The organism is Thioalkalivibrio sp. ALJ24 (genome assembly GCF_000377785.1).
Classification (GTDB): domain Bacteria; phylum Pseudomonadota; class Gammaproteobacteria; order Ectothiorhodospirales; family Ectothiorhodospiraceae; genus Thioalkalivibrio.
Window position 1 is genome coordinate 174,262 of sequence record NZ_KB898727.1, and the last position, 16,274, is coordinate 190,535.

At 67.4% G+C, this 16,274-nt stretch carries 19 protein-coding genes; 15 read left to right on the forward strand and 4 right to left on the reverse strand.

Annotated elements, in window-relative coordinates; genetic code table 11:
- The first annotated feature begins 9 nt into the window (after positions 1-9).
- Positions 10-360, forward strand: a complete 351-nt coding sequence (locus D571_RS0106680) for a nucleotidyltransferase family protein (RefSeq protein WP_018935902.1) — start codon at positions 10-12, stop codon at positions 358-360.
- Positions 361-413: 53 nt separating this feature from the next.
- Here the strand turns inward: D571_RS0106680 and D571_RS0106685 are convergent, their stop codons facing one another.
- Positions 414-620 carry a hypothetical protein gene (locus D571_RS0106685; protein WP_018935903.1) on the reverse strand — a complete coding sequence of 69 codons (207 nt, stop codon included), beginning with the start codon at positions 618-620 and terminating at the stop codon, positions 414-416.
- Positions 621-705: 85 nt separating this feature from the next.
- Between D571_RS0106685 and D571_RS0106690 the strand changes: the two genes are divergently transcribed.
- A complete protein-coding gene (locus tag D571_RS0106690) occupies positions 706-1,101 on the forward strand; it encodes a hypothetical protein (protein WP_018935904.1) in 396 nt (131 codons plus the stop codon).
- A gap of 39 nt (positions 1,102-1,140) precedes the next feature.
- On the opposite strand, the gene typA is transcribed toward D571_RS0106690, so the two are convergent.
- Positions 1,141-2,964, reverse strand: coding sequence for a translational GTPase TypA (gene typA, locus D571_RS0106695; protein ID WP_018935905.1), 1,824 nt, complete (start codon positions 2,962-2,964; stop codon positions 1,141-1,143).
- Between the two features lie 133 nt (positions 2,965-3,097).
- On the opposite strand from typA, the gene D571_RS0106700 reads away from it, so the two are divergent.
- Positions 3,098-3,328: a type II toxin-antitoxin system Phd/YefM family antitoxin gene (locus D571_RS0106700; RefSeq protein WP_018869217.1), complete on the forward strand. Its 231-nt coding sequence runs from the start codon at positions 3,098-3,100 to the stop codon at positions 3,326-3,328.
- Positions 3,328-3,714: a type II toxin-antitoxin system VapC family toxin gene (locus D571_RS0106705; protein ID WP_018935906.1), complete on the forward strand. Its 387-nt coding sequence runs from the start codon at positions 3,328-3,330 to the stop codon at positions 3,712-3,714. The genes D571_RS0106700 and D571_RS0106705 overlap by 1 nt, the downstream gene beginning before the upstream one ends.
- A 13-nt stretch (positions 3,715-3,727) precedes the next feature.
- Here D571_RS0106705 and D571_RS0106710 read toward each other — a convergent pair whose 3' ends face one another.
- Positions 3,728-3,997: a YcgL domain-containing protein gene (locus tag D571_RS0106710; protein ID WP_018935907.1), complete on the reverse strand. Its 270-nt coding sequence runs from the start codon at positions 3,995-3,997 to the stop codon at positions 3,728-3,730.
- A gap of 1 nt (position 3,998) precedes the next feature.
- Positions 3,999-5,903, reverse strand: coding sequence for a biosynthetic arginine decarboxylase (gene speA, locus D571_RS0106715; RefSeq protein WP_018935908.1), 1,905 nt, complete (start codon positions 5,901-5,903; stop codon positions 3,999-4,001).
- Between the two features lie 103 nt (positions 5,904-6,006).
- Between speA and speE the strand changes: the two genes are divergently transcribed.
- From speE to urtB, 11 genes are all read left to right on the forward strand, one after another.
- Entirely contained in the window at positions 6,007-6,858 is an 852-nt protein-coding gene (gene speE, locus D571_RS0106720; protein ID WP_018935909.1) for a polyamine aminopropyltransferase, read from the forward strand.
- Positions 6,859-7,200: 342 nt separating this feature from the next.
- On the forward strand, positions 7,201-7,800 hold the full coding sequence (locus D571_RS0106725; RefSeq protein WP_018935910.1) for a HupE/UreJ family protein: 600 nt from the start codon (positions 7,201-7,203) through the stop codon (positions 7,798-7,800).
- 10 nt (positions 7,801-7,810) lie between these two features.
- Positions 7,811-8,674, forward strand: coding sequence for an urease accessory protein UreD (locus D571_RS0106730; RefSeq protein ID WP_026287661.1), 864 nt, complete (start codon positions 7,811-7,813; stop codon positions 8,672-8,674).
- A 14-nt stretch (positions 8,675-8,688) separates the two neighbouring features.
- Positions 8,689-8,991 (forward strand): urease subunit gamma, encoded by a 303-nt coding sequence (gene ureA / locus D571_RS0106735; protein WP_018869210.1) that lies wholly within the window; start codon positions 8,689-8,691, stop codon positions 8,989-8,991.
- Positions 8,992-9,004: 13 nt separating this feature from the next.
- Complete coding sequence (locus D571_RS0106740; protein ID WP_018935912.1) at positions 9,005-9,325, forward strand: urease subunit beta; 321 nt, start codon at positions 9,005-9,007, stop codon at positions 9,323-9,325.
- A complete protein-coding gene (gene ureC, locus D571_RS0106745) occupies positions 9,322-11,028 on the forward strand; it encodes an urease subunit alpha (protein WP_018935913.1) in 1,707 nt (568 codons plus the stop codon). The genes D571_RS0106740 and ureC overlap by 4 nt, the downstream gene beginning before the upstream one ends.
- 7 nt (positions 11,029-11,035) lie before the next feature.
- Positions 11,036-11,500, forward strand: a complete 465-nt coding sequence (gene ureE, locus D571_RS0106750; protein WP_018935914.1) for an urease accessory protein UreE — start codon at positions 11,036-11,038, stop codon at positions 11,498-11,500.
- Positions 11,484-12,200, forward strand: coding sequence for an urease accessory protein UreF (locus tag D571_RS0106755; RefSeq protein ID WP_018935915.1), 717 nt, complete (start codon positions 11,484-11,486; stop codon positions 12,198-12,200). Before ureE ends, D571_RS0106755 begins: the two co-directional genes overlap by 17 nt.
- 21 nt (positions 12,201-12,221) lie before the next feature.
- Positions 12,222-12,851, forward strand: coding sequence for an urease accessory protein UreG (gene ureG / locus D571_RS0106760; protein WP_018935916.1), 630 nt, complete (start codon positions 12,222-12,224; stop codon positions 12,849-12,851).
- A 243-nt stretch (positions 12,852-13,094) separates the two neighbouring features.
- A complete protein-coding gene (gene urtA, locus D571_RS0106765; RefSeq protein WP_018935917.1) occupies positions 13,095-14,444 on the forward strand; it encodes an urea ABC transporter substrate-binding protein in 1,350 nt (449 codons plus the stop codon).
- A gap of 88 nt (positions 14,445-14,532) precedes the next feature.
- Positions 14,533-16,266, forward strand: coding sequence for an urea ABC transporter permease subunit UrtB (gene urtB, locus D571_RS0106770; protein WP_018935918.1), 1,734 nt, complete (start codon positions 14,533-14,535; stop codon positions 16,264-16,266).
- The last annotated feature ends 8 nt before the right edge of the window (positions 16,267-16,274 follow it).

Below are 16,274 nucleotides of genomic sequence, written 5' to 3' on the forward strand. Positions count from 1 at the left end.
GAATTCGGGATGATACCGCCTCATGCGACCGATACAACGCTTGCGGGACGCCCCCCCGCATCATCACCGCTCGAGCGTGACCGCGTCCTGGCGACACTTCGGGCGCATCGCGCCATACTGATCCGCGAGTTTGGCGTACGAGAGCTCGCGCTGTTTGGCTCGCTCGCCCGAAACGAAGCCGCCCATGAAAGCGACATCGACATCCTCGTCGATTTCCCCGACCCAGCCTCAGCACAACAGTATTTCGGGCTGCAGTTCTACCTCGAGGACCTGCTCGGACGCCCCGTAGACCTGGTAACCGAGCGAGCCCTGCGCCCCGAACTACGGCCGTATGTGGAACGCGAGGCCATTCATGTCTGAATCGTCACCCTCTCGGGCATGGCATCCCGTGATTGGGCTTGAGCAATTCCCCGTCAGCGATCGTTGAGCCAGGCGGCCCACTGGGAGTGGGTGGAGGCGTCCACGCCGTCGGCCTTCGCTGCCTGCTGCAGGTGGGCCTGCAGATCTTCCATCAGTTGCGAGTCCATCAGCTCCGGCTGCAGGGTCAGCTGGGCATGCAGCGTGGTGTACACCAGCTTCAGCTCGCTCAGGGCATACTGCGACCAGTCGAATTCGGCCATCAGAGGTTCTCCGCGATGAATGATGATCCCGGCATCCTGCGGCCCTGCGCGGGCCGTCGCCAAATGAACCTGCAGGGGCGCGGAGATGTTTAAGCGCCGGGCGCACCTACTGGTGGCCGCCGCCGGGAACGACGGCCGCGCCGCCCGCGTAGCCGAGCTGGCCGAGCTGGCCGAGCAGGACGGGGACGTGGCCGAGTGGCTGGAGGTTCGCCCGCGCCCGGCCATGGGCGAACTCGCGCGCGAGGACCTGGAGTGGGCGGACCTGCTGGTGGCGGTGGACGCCGAGGCCGCGAAGGACATGCCGGCCGGTCGCCCGCCCGGCTGCCGCCCGAAATACTGGCAACTCCCGCCGGCCAGCGTGCTGCAGGACGACCCGGCCACGTTCGACGAAGCCACCCACTCGGCACTCGCCTGCATGGCCGGAGGCATGCGCATGCTCGCCCGCATGGACGCCGAAGACCAGCCCGACCCCTCTTCCTGACCCCCTCGCACCCGGCGGGCGCCGGGGCGGAGACGGGCGTCAGGCGTTGGCGGCGGCGCGCGAGGCCTTCTTGCGCTCGTGTTCCAGCAGGAGCTTCTTGCGGATGCGGATGGCGCTCGGGGTGACCTCCACGAGCTCATCCTCGTCGATGAACTCGATCGCCTGTTCCAGCGTCATGCGCACCGGCGGAGTCAGCTGGATGTTCTCGTCGGTCCCGGCGGCGCGCACGTTGGTGAGCTGCTTGGCCTTGAGCGCATTGACGACCAGGTCGTTCTCGCGCGAATGCAGGCCGATGACCATGCCCTCGTAGACCTCTTCGCCGGGGCTGATGAACAGCTTGCCGCGGTCCTGCAGATTGAACAGCGCAAAGCCCAGGGCCTTGCCCGGGGCGTTGGCGATCAGCACGCCGTTCTGGCGCGAGGCCACGGCGCCGGTCGCCATCGGCCCGTAGTGGTCGAAGATGTGATGCAGAATGCCGGTGCCCGATGTCGCGGTCATGAACTCGGTCTGGAAGCCGATCAGCCCGCGCGAGGGGATGGTGTAGTCCAGGCGCACCCGGCCCTTGCCGTCCGGCATCATGTTGGTGAGTTCGCCGCGGCGTTCGCCCAGCTTCTCCATCACCGTGCCCTGGTGCTCTTCCTCGATGTCCACGGTCACGGTCTCGTAAGGCTCCTGCCTGACCCCGTCGACCTCACGGATGACCACCTCGGGACGCGAGACGCCCAGCTCGAAGCCCTCGCGGCGCATGTTCTCGATGAGGATGCCCAGATGCAGCTCGCCGCGGCCGGAGACGCGGAACTTGTCGGGATCCTCGGTATCTTCCACGCGCAGGGCGACGTTGTGCTTGAGCTCTTCTTCCAGGCGCTCGCGAATCACGCGCGAGGTAACGTACTTGCCATCCTTTCCGGCCAGCGGGGAGGTGTTCACCTGGAAGGTCATGCTCACCGTGGGCTCGTCCACGGTCAGGGCCGGCAGGGCCTCGACATGGCTCGGGTCGCACAGGGTGTCGGAGATGAACAGCTTGTCCATGCCGGTGAAGGTGATGATGTCGCCAGCGTTGGCCTCGCTGACATCCACCCGGTCCAGCCCGTGGAAGCCCATGATCTGCAGCATGCGGCCGTTGCGCACGCCGCCCTCGCGGTCGATCACCTTGATCTGGCTGTTCGGGGTGATGCGCCCGCGCTTCACCCGGCCCACACCGATCAGGCCCTGGTAGGAGTTGTAGTCCAGCGAGGAGACCTGCATCTGGAACGGGCCGTCGGCGTCCACGTCCGGCGGCGACACGTGCTCGACGATGGTCTCCAGCAGGCAGGTCATGTCGCCGTCGGTCACGTCCGAGTCCATGCCGGCGAAGCCGTTGAGCGCCGAGGCGTAGACGATCGGGAAGTCCAGCTGCTCGTCGCTGGCGCCCAGGCGGTCGAACAGGTCGAAGACCTGATCCACGGCCCAGTCCGGACGCGCGCCCGGGCGGTCGACCTTGTTGACCACCACGATCGGCTTGAAGCCCATCGCGAAGGCCTTCTGGGTCACGAAGCGCGTCTGCGGCATGGGGCCGTCCACCGCGTCCACCAGCAGCAGCACGGAGTCGACCATCGACAGCACGCGCTCGACCTCGCCGCCGAAGTCGGCGTGTCCGGGGGTGTCGACGATGTTGATGCGGTAGTCCTGCCACTTGATGGCGGTGTTCTTCGACAGGATGGTGATCCCGCGTTCCTGCTCCAGCGCGTTGGAATCCATGACCCGCTCGCCGTGGTCGCCACGTTCGTCGAGGGTGCCGGACTGGCGCAGGAGCTGGTCGACCAGCGTGGTCTTGCCATGGTCGACGTGGGCGATGATGGCGATGTTGCGAAGCTTCTCGGTCATGAAATACGAACTCTGGGTACTGGCAAAAGGGCCGTCACTATACAGATTTATACTGAGTAGTGCTTGGCTTTCGTTGTCGCGACAGCGTCCCTCACATAGACTAACCAGATGACCAGGTTGTACAGGTGCCTTGATGACCACCACCGTGAACGTGCATGAAGCGAAAACTCATTTATCGCGTCTGCTGAAAAGGGCACACGACGGCGAGGAGATCATCCTGTCGCGCGCCGGGCGCCCCTATGCACGGCTGGTCCCGCTGGAGGGCACACCGCAGAAACGGCAGCCCGGCAGGGTTAAGGGCCGTGTGGAGGAATCCTTCTTCGAGCCCCTGCCCGAGGAAGAACTTCGCGCATGGGAAGAGTGATGCGAGTCCTGCTGGATACGCACGCCCTCTTGTGGTGGATGACCGACGACCCGAAGCTCTCCACCACTGCCAGAAATACCATCCAGGACGAAACACACACCGTGCTGGTGAGTGCGGCCAGCGCCTGGGAGATCGCGACCAAGTACCGCCTGGGCAAGCTCGCGATCGGAGCGGAGGTGCTCCGCGACTTCGACGAGCTGATCACCGCCGACGGGTTCTCCCATCTGGCCGTGAATTACCGACAGGCCATCCATGCCGGGTCCTACCCGCAGGAACACCGGGACCCGTTCGACCGGGTCCTCGCAGCTCAGGCCGAACTGGAACAGGTCCCGCTGGTCACCGCAGACCCGGCCCTGCAGACATTCCCGATCCGCTGCCTCTGGTAAGCGCCCGCTCCGATCAGCCCGACGCCCCGCCCTGCCACGGGTCGAGCTTGTCGTCCGGCGGCGGGACCTGCAGGTGGAAGCCCTGGTCCTGCAGGTTGGCGAGGACCTTCTGCGGGTCTTCCTGCGCCAGGGTGCGGTCGGGGGTCAGCTCGAACTCCAGCGCGAATTCGAGGCTGCCCAGGGCCTTCATCAGGGTGTCGGGCAGATCGGAGAAGTCGTCCTTCTCCGGCAGATAGACATAGGTGTCGGCGCGCCGCGTGGCGCGATAGACGTAGCACTGCATCTCAGTCCTCCAGATAGGTGTAGCCGGTCAGGCCGTGCTCCAGCTCCGCCAGCAGCCGCCCGGCCGCCTCGCCGCGCAGGCCGGCGGCGTCGATGCGGGCGCGGAACGCGCGGCGCAGGTCGTCGGGGGCGAAGTGCACGTAGGACAGCAGTTCGTCCACGGTGTCGCCGCGCTCGGGGTCGACCAGACGGTAGCCGCCGTCGGAGGTGAGCTCGACGTTGACCGTGTCGGTGTCGCCGAACAGGTTGTGCAGATCGCCCAGGATCTCCTGATAGGCCCCCACCAGGAAGATCCCCAGATAATACGGCCGTGCGGGCTCCCACTCGTGCAGGGCCAGCGTGGTGTGGGTGCCTTCGCGCTCCACGTAGTACTCCACGTGGCCGTCGGAGTCGCAGGTCAGGTCCTGCAGCACCGCCCGGCGCGTGGGTGCCTGATCCAGCCGGTGCAGCGGCATGATGGGGAAGATCTGGTCGATCGCCCAGGTGTCGGGGATGGACTGGAACACGGAGAAGTTGCAGAAGACCTTGTCCGCCAGCTTGTCGGTCAGTTCGGCATGGATCTCGGCCGGCAGGGCATCCGGGTCCGCCAGCAGTCGCTGGCACAGGGCGAAGTACAGCGCCTCGGCGCGGGCGCGGTCGGCCAGCGACAGCAGGCCGCGGGCGAACTGCGCCTGCACCTCGGCCAGGTGCCAGGCGGCGTCGTGAAAGACCTCGGACGGCGGACGCGCGCTGTCCTCCAGCAGTGCCCGCAGGGTCGCGATCTCGGGCGGCTCGTCGGCGGCCGGCGGCGGCACGGGGCCGTCCCCGGGGGCCGGTTCGCAGTCGATCACGTTGGTGATCAGCACCGCGTGATGCGCGGTCAGGGCACGCCCGGACTCGCTGAACACCTCGGGCATCGGCAGGTCGTGCTCGTGGCAGATACGGCTGAGCGGGCGCAGGATGTTGAGGGCGTATTCCTCCACCGAGTAGTTGATGGAGCATTCGTTGCGCGAGCGCGAGCCCTCGTAGTCGATGCCCAGGCCCCCGCCCACGTCGACCACGCGGATGCCGGCCCCGGCCTCGTGCAGCGCGGCGAAGTAACTGGCCGCCTCGCCCATGCCGTTCTGGATGTCGCGGATGTTGGCGATCTGCGACCCCATGTGGAAATGCAGCAGCTGCAGGCGGTCGAGCCAGTCGAGCCCGCGCAGGCGCTCGAGGATTGCCAGCACGTCCGCCGCGGAAAGGCCGAACTTGGCCTTCTCGCCACCGGTGTTCTGCCACTTGCCCTTGCCGATGGACGCCAGGCGCACGCGCAGCCCCAGCAGCGGCGATATGTCCATGGCTTCGGCCTGGCGGATCACCTCCTCGAGCTCCGAGGGCTTCTCGATGACGATGTACACCCGGTGGCCGAGCTGCCGCCCGATCAGGGCCAGGCGCACGTATTCGCGATCCTTGTAGCCGTTGCAGATGATGACCGAGCCCGGGCGCGACTGCGCCAGCACCGCGATCAGCTCCGGCTTGGAACCGGCCTCCAGCCCCACCTGCGGCCGGTGGCCTTCGGCATCCGCGTGGTCGCCGGTGGCGAGGATGCGCTCGACCACCGAGCGCTGCTGATTGACCTTGATCGGATAGATCGCGGTGAAGTCGCCGTGGTAATCCAGCTCCTCGGCCGCCCGGGCGAAGGCACGCGACAGGCGCCGCACGCGACCGTCGAGCACGTCCTGAAAGCGCACCAGCACCGGCGGGCCCACGTGCTCCTCGCGCAGGCGGCAGGCCAGCGCGTGCAGATCCACGCCGGGGTGTTCCGGCCAGTCCGGCCGGCGCATGCAGACATGCCCGGACGCATTGATCTCGAAGAAATCCCCGTTCCAGTGATCGATGCCGTAGGTACGGCGCGCATCATCCAGGGTCCAGGACGTGGCAGACATGGCGGTTCCGCGGTTGGGGAGGGTCGGAGTTGCCCGCAGGATACAGGGCACTATCATGGCGGCGCATCCTACCGTTCACCCATGCACAAGGGGAGCCCGCCCGATGGCACTCGACGACCACTGGTTCAGCGAACCCGACAAGGACATCGCGATGTCCCTGCGCATCACGAAAAAGCTCCACGAGGAGCAGACGCCCTACCAGAAGATCGAGATCTTCGAGACCACGGGCTTCGGCAACCTGATGGTGATCGACGGCTTCGTGATGCTCACCGGCCGCGACAACTTCATCTACCACGAGATGATGTCGCACCCGGTCCTGTATTCGCACAACGCCCCGAAGAACGTGGTGATCATCGGCGGCGGCGACTGCGGCACCCTGCGCGAGGTGCTCAAGCACGACGAGGTGGAAAAGGCAACGCAGGTGGATATCGACGAACGCGTGACCCGCCTGTCCGAGCAGTATTTCCCCGAACTGTGCGACGCCAACGACGACCCGCGCGCCGAACTCCTGTTCGATGACGGCATCCAGTTCATCAAGGACGCGGAACCCGGCTCCATCGACGTGATCATCGTCGACTCCACCGACCCGGTCGGCCCGGCCGAAGGGCTGTTCTCCGCGGATTTCTACCGCGACTGCGTGAAGGCGCTGGGCTCCGATGGCCTGCTGGTGCAGCAGAGCGAATCCCCGCTGCTGCATACCGACAGCATCCTGCGGCCGATGCACGACAGCATGCGCATGGCGGGTTTCATCGACGCCCTGACCATGCATTTCCCGCAGCCCACCTACCCGTCCGGCTGGTGGACCTGCACCATCGCCTCCAAGGACGCCCCGGTCGCCTTCCTGCGCGAGGAAGCCGCCGAGGAGATCCCGTTCGTCACGCATTATTACAATGCGGCCATCCACCGCGCCGCCGGCGCCACCCCGGAGTTCTTCCGCCGCAAGCTGTTCGCCTGATCCGGCCGCGCCGGTCCGCCACCCCGGCGCCGGGCCGGCGCGGGGTGTCGGCTTCAGCCGGGAGTAACGCCTCTGCACGCCTTCCGGCATCCGCCCGGCATCAGCAGACACCGCCTCGAAACCTCCCGCGCTCGCACACTTTCAGGGCAGCCTGATCCATCTTGATGCATGCCCCCGAAACGGGCTGCACCACGACGAAACATTCGCTCCGCAGACCGGCACTCCCTGGCCCGGCACCACGCTCCGCAACGCTTTCGGGACGACCATGGCATGGCTCCTGCTTGCACGGATTACGGCCGGCGCATTCCTGCGCGCCGCACCGAGATTCAAGCGAGGGGAACCATGCTGCACCGACGCTGCATCGCATTCGTTGTTCTGTTTCTTGCGCCCGTGATGGCACTGGCCCATCCCCACCACGGGCACCACGTCCACGAACATGCGGGCTTCACTGCGGGTTTTCTGCACCCGTTCACCGGCCTCGATCACCTGCTGGTCCTGCTTGGAATCGGGTTCTGGATGGCCCGCTCGCAGCAACTCCCGGGCACCCTGACCGCCGGCGCGGCGGTTCTGGCCACTCTGGCGCTCGCCTTCGCTGCGGGGATGGCGCAAGGACCGCTGCCGACCGTCGAATTCGGCATCCTCGCCTCGCTTTTGCTGACCGGCGTGCTGGTCTTTCTGGGCACGCGTCTCCCGCTGGTGGTGACCGCCGCGATCGCGGCCGGCTTCGCCGCGCTGCAGGGCTTCGCTCACGGTGCCGAAATGGCGGCCGACCTGTCCGCACTGAGATTCGCCGCCGGCTTCCTGCTGGCCAGCGCCCTGCTGCTGACCGCCGGCGCACTGGCCGCCTCCCGGATACGCGATACGGGTCTCGAGCGTCCGGTGGGACAGGCGGCCGGAGGGGCCATGGTTGCCGCCAGCGTCTATCTGTTGCTGGTGGTCTAGCGGCGTGGACATCACCCCCGTGGAAATGGCCGGCGCCACCGAGACCGTCCCGGAGACCCGGGACGGATGGCTCGGGCGCCTGGAGCTGGGCTTCGCCTCGCGTGGCGGACGGACCCGGCTGGCCCGCCGTCGTCACGAGGGCCCTCTGCTGGTGCAGCGAAGCTTCTTTCCCGAAGGCGACGTCTGCCACTGCTATGTGATCCACCCTCCCGGGGGCGTCGCCGGCGGCGATCGCCTGCAGCTGGAAGTGGCGCTGGACGTCGGCAGCCGGGCGCTGCTCACGACCCCTGCCGCGGCCAAGTTCTACCGGACGCGGGCGGACAGCGCCCGCCAGGAACAAGGCTTCACGGTGGGGCCCGACGCGAGCCTGGAGTTCCTGCCGACGGAAACCATCCTGCACGGTCGCTCCCGCGTGACGCTGCACAACCACTTCCGCCTGGGACCCGGCGCCCGCCTTTGCAGCTGGGATGTCCTGTGCCTGGGCCGCCCCGCGCACGGCGACCACTACGAGGGCGGAGCCTGCACCCAGGATCTGTGGATCGAGCGCGACGGCCGACCGCTGGTACATGACCGCCTCGACCTGGCCCACGGCGATCCGCTGCTGAGCCGCCCCTGGGGCCTCGACGGCTTCCCCGTGGTGGGCCAGCTGGTGGCCACCCCGGCCCCCGAGGGACTCGAACCGGCACTGCGCGAGCATCTCGGAACGCCCGACGCCCTGCGCCTGGGCATCTCGCGGATCGGGGATGTCCTGTTCCTGCGTTGCCTGGGCCATGGCGCGGAGGCCGTGCGCGCGCTGCTGCAGCGGGCCTGGGCCTTCCTGCGCGAGCCGGTCATCGGGCGGCCCCCGTGCACCCCCCGTATCTGGAACACCTGACCACCGGAAGATCCATGGAACTGACCCCACGCGAGAAAGACAAGCTGCTGCTGTTCACGGCCGCCCTGCTGGCGGAACGCCGCCAGGCGCGCGGGCTGAAGCTCAACTACCCGGAGGCCATGGCGCTGATCTCGGCGGCCATCCTCGAGGGGGCCCGAGACGGCCGTTCGGTCGCGGAGCTGATGAGCCTGGGCGGCGAGGTGCTGACCCGTGACGACGTACTCGAAGGCGTCCCGGAGATGATCCCGGAGGTGCAGGTCGAGGCGACCTTCCCGGATGGCGTCAAGCTGGTCACCGTTCACGAACCCATCCGTTAAGAGGAAGTGCCCGATGATCCCCGGTGAACTCCTGCCCGCGGACGGCGACATCACCCTGAACGCCGGCCGCGACACCGTCACCCTGGAGGTGGCCAACAGCGGCGACCGGCCCGTCCAGGTCGGTTCTCACTATCACTTCTTCGAGACCAACAACGCCCTGCGCTTCGACCGCGAGCGCGCGCGGGGCTTCCGCCTGGACATACCGGCGGGAACGGCCGTGCGTTTTGAACCGGGGCAGACCCGCAGCGTGCAGCTGGTGGCCTACGCCGGGGAGCGCCGGGTGTTCGGATTCCAGGGCCGCATCGGTGGCCCGCTGGACGGAGATTCGCAATGAGCCAGACCATTCCCCGCCGCGCCTATGCCGAGATGTTCGGCCCCACCACCGGCGACCGCCTGCGCCTCGGCGACACCGCGCTGCTGATCCAGGTGGAGCGTGACTGGACCGTCTACGGCGACGAGGTCAAGTTCGGCGGCGGCAAGGTGATCCGCGACGGCATGGGCCAGAGCCAGCGGCACGACGAAGCCGTGGTGGACACCGTGATCACCAACGCGGTCATCCTCGACTACTGGGGTGTGGTCAAGGCCGATGTCGGCCTGAAGCAGGGCCGGATCCACGCGGTGGGCAAGGCCGGCAACCCGGATACCCAGCCGGGCGTCGACATCGTGATCGGCCCAGGAACCGAGGTCATCGCCGGCGAGGGCCGGATCCTGACCGCCGGTGGCATCGATGCCCATATCCACTTCATCTGTCCGCAGCAGATCGAGGAGGCCCTGACCTCCGGCATCACCACCATGGTGGGTGGCGGGACCGGACCCGCCACCGGCACCAACGCCACGACCTGCACCCCCGGACCCTGGCACATCCAGCAGATGCTGAAGGCCGCCGAGGCATTCCCGATGAACCTGGGCTTTCTGGGCAAGGGGAACGCCAGCGAACCCGGCGCCCTGCACGCGCAGGTCGAGGCGGGGGCCCTGGGCCTGAAGCTGCACGAGGACTGGGGCACCACCCCGGCCTCGATCGACTGCGCCCTGTCGGTCGCCGACGCGCACGACATCCAGATCTGCATCCATACCGACACCCTGAACGAATCCGGTTTTGTCGAGGACACCCTAGCGGCGTTCAAGGGGCGCACCATCCACACCTATCACACCGAGGGCGCCGGCGGCGGCCACGCCCCGGACATCATCAGGGCCTGCGGCGAGGCCCACGTCCTGCCGTCCAGCACCAATCCCACGCGGCCGTTCACGGTGAACACCATCGACGAACACCTGGACATGCTGATGGTCTGCCACCACCTGGATCCGCACATCGCGGAGGACGTCGCGTTTGCCGAGAGCCGGATCCGGCGCGAGACCATCGCCGCGGAGGACATACTGCACGACCTCGGTGCGTTCTCGGTGATCGCCTCCGACTCGCAGGCGATGGGACGCGTGGGCGAGGTCATCCTGCGGACCTGGCAGACCGCCCACAAGATGAAGGCCCAGCGCGGCTCGCTGGCCGGCGACCCGGCCGAGCACGACAACTTCCGCGCACGGCGCTATGTCGCCAAATACACCATCAATCCCGCGCTGGCGCACGGCATGGCCCACGAAGTGGGCTCCGTCGAACCCGGCAAGCTGGCCGACCTGGTCCTGTGGGATCCGGCCTTTTTCGGTGTCAAGCCGGCGCTCATCATCAAGGGCGGGATGATCGCCTCGGCCCCGATGGGCGACCCCAACGCCTCCATCCCCACGCCACAGCCGGTGCATTACCGGCCGATGTTCGGCAGCTACGGCCCGGCCATGACCGGCACGTCCGTCAGCTTCGTCTCGCAGGCCGCCCTGACCGCCGGGATCGGCGACCAGGCGGGTCTGCAGCGAAGGCTGGTTGCGGTCCACGGCTGCCGCGGGATCGGCAAGCAGGACATGCGGCTGAACGACTGGCTGCCGAAGATGGAAGTCGATCCGGAGACCTACGAGGTCCGTGCCGACGGCGAGCTTCTGACCTGCGAACCCGCCACCGAGCTGCCGCTGAGCCAGCGTTACTTCCTGTTCTGAGGTCCTCATGATTCGCCTGATCGAACGCGCCGAGAGCGCCCCGACCACCGTGACCGGAACCCTGCATCTGCCGGTCGAGACCCGGATGAAGAGCCGCTTCCGGGCCACCCTCGACACCGGCGACGAGGTCGGCGTATTCCTCGAGCGGGGCGGCATGCTGCGCGACGGGTCCGCGCTGCGCGCGGAAAGCGGCGAGTGGGTCACGGTGCGTGCCGCACCGGAACCGGTCAGCACCGTGTACTGCGAAGACCCCCTGCTGCTCGCGCGGGCGGCCTACCACCTGGGCAACCGCCATATTGCCCTGCAGATTGGTCCGGGCCGGCTGCGTTACCTGCACGACCACGTGCTGGACGACATGCTGCGCGGCATCGGGCTCGATCCGGTCTTCGAGCACGCCGCGTTCGAGCCGGAGGCCGGCGCCTACGGGCACGGACACGCCCACGGCGGTCACGGCCATGGCCACTCGCACTGACCCGGAGCTGGATGATCCGGGGTCAACCGACCCGGGGCTGGCACGGCGGCGTCTCTGGCAACTGGTGAGCCCCACGCTGCCGGTGGGGACCTACAGCTATTCCGGCGGCATGGAATGGGCCATCGAGGCGGGCTGGATCACGGACGAGGACGCGGTGGCCGACTGGATGCAGGGCCAGATCCGCCACAGCCTGAGCCGGGTCGACATCCCCCTGCTCGCACGCCTGCACCGGGCCTGGCTGGAGGACGACGACGAGGCCGTCGAACGGTTCAGTGCGTGGCTGGGCGCCAGTCGCGAGACCCGCGAACTGCGCGCCGAAGACCGTCACCTCGGGCAGGCGCTGGCGCGTCTGCTATCCGAGCTCGATCTGAACGAAGCCGACCGTTGGCAGGGTCATCCCGACGCCACCTGGGCCACGCTGTTCGCACTGGCGCTGGCGCGCTGGTCCATCCCGGTCGAGGAAGGGGCCGAGGCGATCCTCTGGTCCTGGTGCGAGAACCAGGTGGCGGCCGCGATCAAGCTGGTCCCGCTGGGACAGACCGCCGGCCAGCGCCTGCTCCACCGCCTGGCTTCGACCATCGGCGAGGCGGCACGGGAGGGGCTTGCGCGGGACGACTCGGCGATCGGCGGCACGGCCCCCGGTGTCGCCATCGCCAGCACCCTGCACGAAACCCAGTATTCACGCCTGTTCCGCAGTTAGCGAAATTCCCAGGAGGCACCCATGTCACTGAATCCCCGAGTCCTGCGCGTCGGCATCGGCGGGCCGGTCGGCTCCGGCAAGACGGCCCTGCTCCAGTCCCTGTGTCAGCGCATGCGCGAGACGTACAGCATCGCCGTGGTCACCAACGACATCTACACCCGCGAGGATGCCGAGTTCCTGACCCGCCACGACGCGCTGGAGGCCGAACGCATCGTCGGGGTGGAAACCGGCGGATGCCCGCACACGGCGATCCGCGAGGATGCCTCGATGAACCTGTCGGCCCTGGCCGACCTGGGCATCCGTTTTCCCGGCCTCGAGGTCGTATTCGTCGAGAGCGGCGGCGACAACCTGTCCGCGACCTTCAGTCCGGAGCTGTCCGATCTGACGATCTACGTGATCGACGTCTGCGCGGGCGACAAGATCCCGCGCAAGGGTGGCCCCGGCGTGACCCGTTCCGACCTGCTGGTGATCAACAAGATCGATCTCGCCGAGGGGGTCGGTGCCTCGCTGGAGGTCATGGACCGCGACAGTCGGCGCATGCGCGGCGAGCGTCCGTTTGTCTTCACGAACATGCGCACGGGCGAGGGTCTGGACGAGGTCGTCCGGTTCATCATCGAACACGGGATGCTTCCCACCAGGGAATCGGCCTGATCGGCGACCGCCCACGGACGATGCACAAAGGTACGGCAACCTCCGCCCCATCGCGAGACAGATGCACCATTTGCATGCAGACCGCCCTCCCCTCCGGGCCGGAGATGACTGCGAACACCGGGCGCAACGCGCCTTTTCCGCTCATGGCACATGGCTTGCTGCCCCGGGATTGTCCGGCGCCGATGTTACGGAGTGCCGGCCTTTCATCTGGAAACGATCCCTAGCGGAGAACGGAGACTGTCGATGCATCCCAACAAGATTCCCCCACCTGAGACTTCGCTTGCGGGCCGGGCGGCCCGCACCGCCACCGGCGTCGCACTGGCTTTAGGTCTGGCGACCGCCGGAGCCGCCACCGCACAGGCCGACGAAGACCCGATCAAGGTGGGTATCCTCCACTCGCTGTCGGGCACAATGGCCATCAGCGAGACGTCCCTGCGGGACGTGGCCCTGATGACCATCGAGGACATCAACGAAAACGGCGGCCTGCTGGGCCGCGAACTCGAACCGGTGGTAATGGACCCGGGCTCGGACTGGCCCACCTACGCGGAACACGCCCGCGAGATGATCGAGCGCGAGAACGTGGACGTCATCTTCGGCTCCTGGACCTCGGTTTCCCGTGAAGCGGTCCTGCCGGTGCTCGAGGAACTCAACGGGCTGATGTTCTATCCGGTCCAGTACGAGGGCGAGGAATCCTCGCGCAACATCTTCTACACCGGCGCCGCGCCGAACCAGCAGACCCTGCCCGGCGTGGAATACCTGATGAGCGAAGAAGGCGGTGGCGCCGAGCGCTTCTTCCTGGTCGGCACCGACTACGTCTTCCCGCGGACCACCAACCGCATCGTGCGGGCCTATCTGAATGCCCACGGCATTTCCGATGACGCCATCGAGGAGGTCTACTTCCCGTTCGAGCACGAGGACTTCCAGACGCTGGTCAGCGACATCGACAGCTTCTCCCAGGATGGCCCCACCGCGGTGATCAACACCATCAATGGCGATTCCAACGTGGCGTTCTACCAGGAGCTGGCCAACCAGGGCATTGATCCCATCGACATTCCGGTGCTGGCGACCTCGGTGGGCGAAGAAGAACTTCGCGGCATGGACACCGACCCCCTGGCGGGCCATCTGGCCGCCTGGAACTACTTCATGTCCATCGAGACCCCGGAAAACGAACGCTTCACCGAGCGCTGGATGGAGTACGTGGAACAGGAGGGCCTGTCCGGGGGCTCCGATCGGGTGACCAACGATCCGATGGAGGCCACGCACATCGGCATGCGCATGTGGGCCCAGGCGGTCCTGCAGGCGGGCACGACGGACGTCGACGCCGTCCGCCAGGCGGTGTACGGGCAGTGCGTCGATGCGCCGTCGGGCTTCGAGGTGTGCATGGACGACGAGAACCACCATCTGCACAAGCCCGTGATCATTGGCGAGATCCAGCCGGATGGTCAGTTCTTCCCGGTCTGGGAAACCGATGACGTGGTCCGCGCCGAACCCTGGAGCGACTACGTCGAAGGTAACGAAGACCGTGTGGCGAACTGGCGCTATCCCTGGGTCTGCGGCGACTGCGAAGAACCCACCTACGGCCTGAGCTTCTGAGTCCGGGTATGTCCGGCCGGCACCCGCCCGGTGCCGGCCTTCCCGATTGCCCCCCCTTCGTGGCGGGGCGCCCTGAGGAGAAAGAATCATGCGACTCACCGCACGTGTCGCCACCGGCCTGCTGTGCGCACTGCTCCTGACACCCCTGCTGTCACCGGGCGCATCGGCGGCCATGGAAGATGCCCAGGAACAGGCCGAGCAGCTCGGAGAAGAGCAGGAAGAACAACTGGAAGCCGAGCTGGCCGAAGTCACCGACGAAGAACTGGCCGAAGATACGGCAGAACTCCTGCGGGCCATGGCCACCCAGGATATCCGGGCGCTACAGGCCGCCATCGAGGACATCGCGGCCAGTCAGGATGCGGACACCCTGCCCGCCCTGCTCGCACTGCGCGACCGTCGGCTGTTTTTTACCGATGACGAGACCCTGATCATCGAGGATGCCCGCGACGGGACATTCCGGGAGGCCATTACCGGCGAACCCCGGGAGGACCTGGACGCAGGCGATCTGAACGAACCACGCGCGACCAACCCCATCCGCCGGATCCTGCGCCCGACCATCGGCGCGCTGCAGATCTTCGCGGACGACCCGGCCGCCCGCCTCGCCGCGGCCGAAGAACTGGCGGAACGCCCCCGTCCGGAGATGCGCGACGCCATCGTCGCCGCCCTCGACGAGGAAACGGCCGCCGAAACGGAACGCCTCCTGAACATTGCCCTGGCCCAGCTGGACCTCGACAGCGAGGACGATGCCCGTCGGCTGGAAGCCGTCGAGATCGTGGCCGAGGTGCGGGCCAGCCGCCTGCGCAGCGACCTGCAGGCCCTGCTGGAGGTCGACGACGACGGCAATCACCTCGAGTCGAGCGAGGAGGTCCGCGAAGCCGCCGCGGCCGGGATCCGCGCCATCGAGGATCGCGAACGCACCGCCCGCTTCGTATCCGATCTGGTCTTCGGCCTTTCGATGGGCAGCGTGCTGCTGCTGGCGGCCATGGGCCTGGCGATCATCTTCGGCCTGATGGGCGTGATCAACATGGCCCACGGCGAACTGCTGATGGTCGGGGCCTACACGACCTTCATGACCCAGGCACTGTTCGCCCTTCTGATCCCGCAGTACTTCCATTACTACCTGATCGCGGCCGTCCCCCTGGCCTTTCTGGGGGCCGGTGCCGTGGGCATTGCCATGGAACGCGGCGTGATCCGCTTCCTGTACACCCGCCCCCTGGAGACGCTGCTGGCGACCTGGGGCATCAGTCTGATCCTGATGCAGTCGGCGCGCATGATCTTCGGCGCCCAGAACGTCAGCGTCGCCAGCCCGCCGTGGTTCTCCGGCAGCGTGCAGATCATGCAGGGGGTCAGCCTGTCGACCTCGCGCGTCGGGGTCATCGTGTTCGCGATCTTCGTCGTCGGGCTGGTCTGGGTGCTGATGAACCGGACGCGTCTGGGCCTCGAGGTCCGCGCGGTCATGCAGAACCGGGACATGGCCGCCTGTCTGGGCGTGCCCGCGCGCCGGGTCGACATGTGGACCTTCGGCATGGGCGCCGGCGTGGCCGGCCTGGGCGGGGTCGCGCTGTCCCAGATCGTGAACGTGGGCCCGGAGATGGGCCAGAACTACATCGTGGAGTCGTTCATGGTTGTCGTGCTGGGCGGCGTGGGCAGTCTGTTCGGTCCCGTGCTGAGCGCGCTGGGGATCGGCGTGACCACCAAATTCCTGGAACCGGCGGTGGGCGCCGTACTCGGCACCATCATCGTGTTCGCCGCCATCATCCTGTTCATTCAGTGGCGTCCTCAGGGGATCTTCGCCCTGAAGGGCCGCTCGGCCGACGATTAGGAGACCGT

Excerpts from the sequence above, each read along its gene's own strand:
- speE (WP_018935909.1), top strand. The coding sequence starts at position 6,007 with ATGGCACTCGACGACCACTGGTTCAGCGAACCCGACAAGGACATCGCG.
- ureE (WP_018935914.1), top strand. The coding sequence starts at position 11,036 with ATGATTCGCCTGATCGAACGCGCCGAGAGCGCCCCGACCACCGTGACC.
- D571_RS0106685 (WP_018935903.1), bottom strand. The coding sequence starts at position 620 with ATGGCCGAATTCGACTGGTCGCAGTATGCCCTGAGCGAGCTGAAGCTG.
- D571_RS0106705 (WP_018935906.1), top strand. The coding sequence starts at position 3,328 with ATGCGAGTCCTGCTGGATACGCACGCCCTCTTGTGGTGGATGACCGAC.
- D571_RS0106725 (WP_018935910.1), top strand. The coding sequence starts at position 7,201 with ATGCTGCACCGACGCTGCATCGCATTCGTTGTTCTGTTTCTTGCGCCC.
- D571_RS0106755 (WP_018935915.1), top strand. The coding sequence starts at position 11,484 with ATGGCCACTCGCACTGACCCGGAGCTGGATGATCCGGGGTCAACCGAC.
- speA (WP_018935908.1), bottom strand. The coding sequence starts at position 5,903 with ATGTCTGCCACGTCCTGGACCCTGGATGATGCGCGCCGTACCTACGGC.
- typA (WP_018935905.1), bottom strand. The coding sequence starts at position 2,964 with ATGACCGAGAAGCTTCGCAACATCGCCATCATCGCCCACGTCGACCAT.
- urtA (WP_018935917.1), top strand. The coding sequence starts at position 13,095 with ATGCATCCCAACAAGATTCCCCCACCTGAGACTTCGCTTGCGGGCCGG.
- D571_RS0106700 (WP_018869217.1), top strand. The coding sequence starts at position 3,098 with ATGACCACCACCGTGAACGTGCATGAAGCGAAAACTCATTTATCGCGT.
- D571_RS0106690 (WP_018935904.1), top strand. The coding sequence starts at position 706 with ATGTTTAAGCGCCGGGCGCACCTACTGGTGGCCGCCGCCGGGAACGAC.
- ureA (WP_018869210.1), top strand. The coding sequence starts at position 8,689 with ATGGAACTGACCCCACGCGAGAAAGACAAGCTGCTGCTGTTCACGGCC.
- D571_RS0106710 (WP_018935907.1), bottom strand. The coding sequence starts at position 3,997 with ATGCAGTGCTACGTCTATCGCGCCACGCGGCGCGCCGACACCTATGTC.
- D571_RS0106680 (WP_018935902.1), top strand. The coding sequence starts at position 10 with ATGATACCGCCTCATGCGACCGATACAACGCTTGCGGGACGCCCCCCC.
- ureG (WP_018935916.1), top strand. The coding sequence starts at position 12,222 with ATGTCACTGAATCCCCGAGTCCTGCGCGTCGGCATCGGCGGGCCGGTC.
- D571_RS0106740 (WP_018935912.1), top strand. The coding sequence starts at position 9,005 with ATGATCCCCGGTGAACTCCTGCCCGCGGACGGCGACATCACCCTGAAC.
- urtB (WP_018935918.1), top strand. The coding sequence starts at position 14,533 with ATGCGACTCACCGCACGTGTCGCCACCGGCCTGCTGTGCGCACTGCTC.
- ureC (WP_018935913.1), top strand. The coding sequence starts at position 9,322 with ATGAGCCAGACCATTCCCCGCCGCGCCTATGCCGAGATGTTCGGCCCC.